The sequence below is a fragment of the Paraburkholderia sp. NMBU_R16 genome (genome assembly GCF_013282575.1).
GTDB lineage: Bacteria > Pseudomonadota > Gammaproteobacteria > Burkholderiales > Burkholderiaceae > Trinickia.
The window spans coordinates 1-252 of the sequence record NZ_JAAAYE010000436.1 but is presented as its reverse complement, the minus strand read 5'-3'; the positions used below and the strand labels follow the sequence as shown (position 1 = coordinate 252).

The following is a 252-nucleotide window of genomic DNA, read 5'->3' as shown; positions in this document are numbered from 1 at the left end:
GCAACATGCGCCGCGCGTCAATCAACAAACGCTTGTCAGCGTCAATCAACATCGGCATCATCAACCTCGCCGCGACATTCTCATCTTGTTTGTCGCGCGTCTCTCATCCAGATTGTCGCGCCACACCGCGGCGCATACTTGCTCACCGAGGCCAAGCAGCCCGCCAAGCCCAAGCTCAACGAGGTGCTTCGCCTGATCGCGCAATTGGGTGGCTTCCTGGGCCGCAAAGGAGATGGCGAACCCGGCGCGAAG

Annotated in this window: 1 pseudogene; it reads left to right on the top strand. The window is 60.3% G+C overall.

The window, feature by feature from the left end:
- Nucleotides 1–126: 126 nt before the first annotated feature.
- Nucleotides 127–252, top strand: a pseudogene (locus GWC77_RS28740) (IS4 family transposase); the annotation flags it as partial.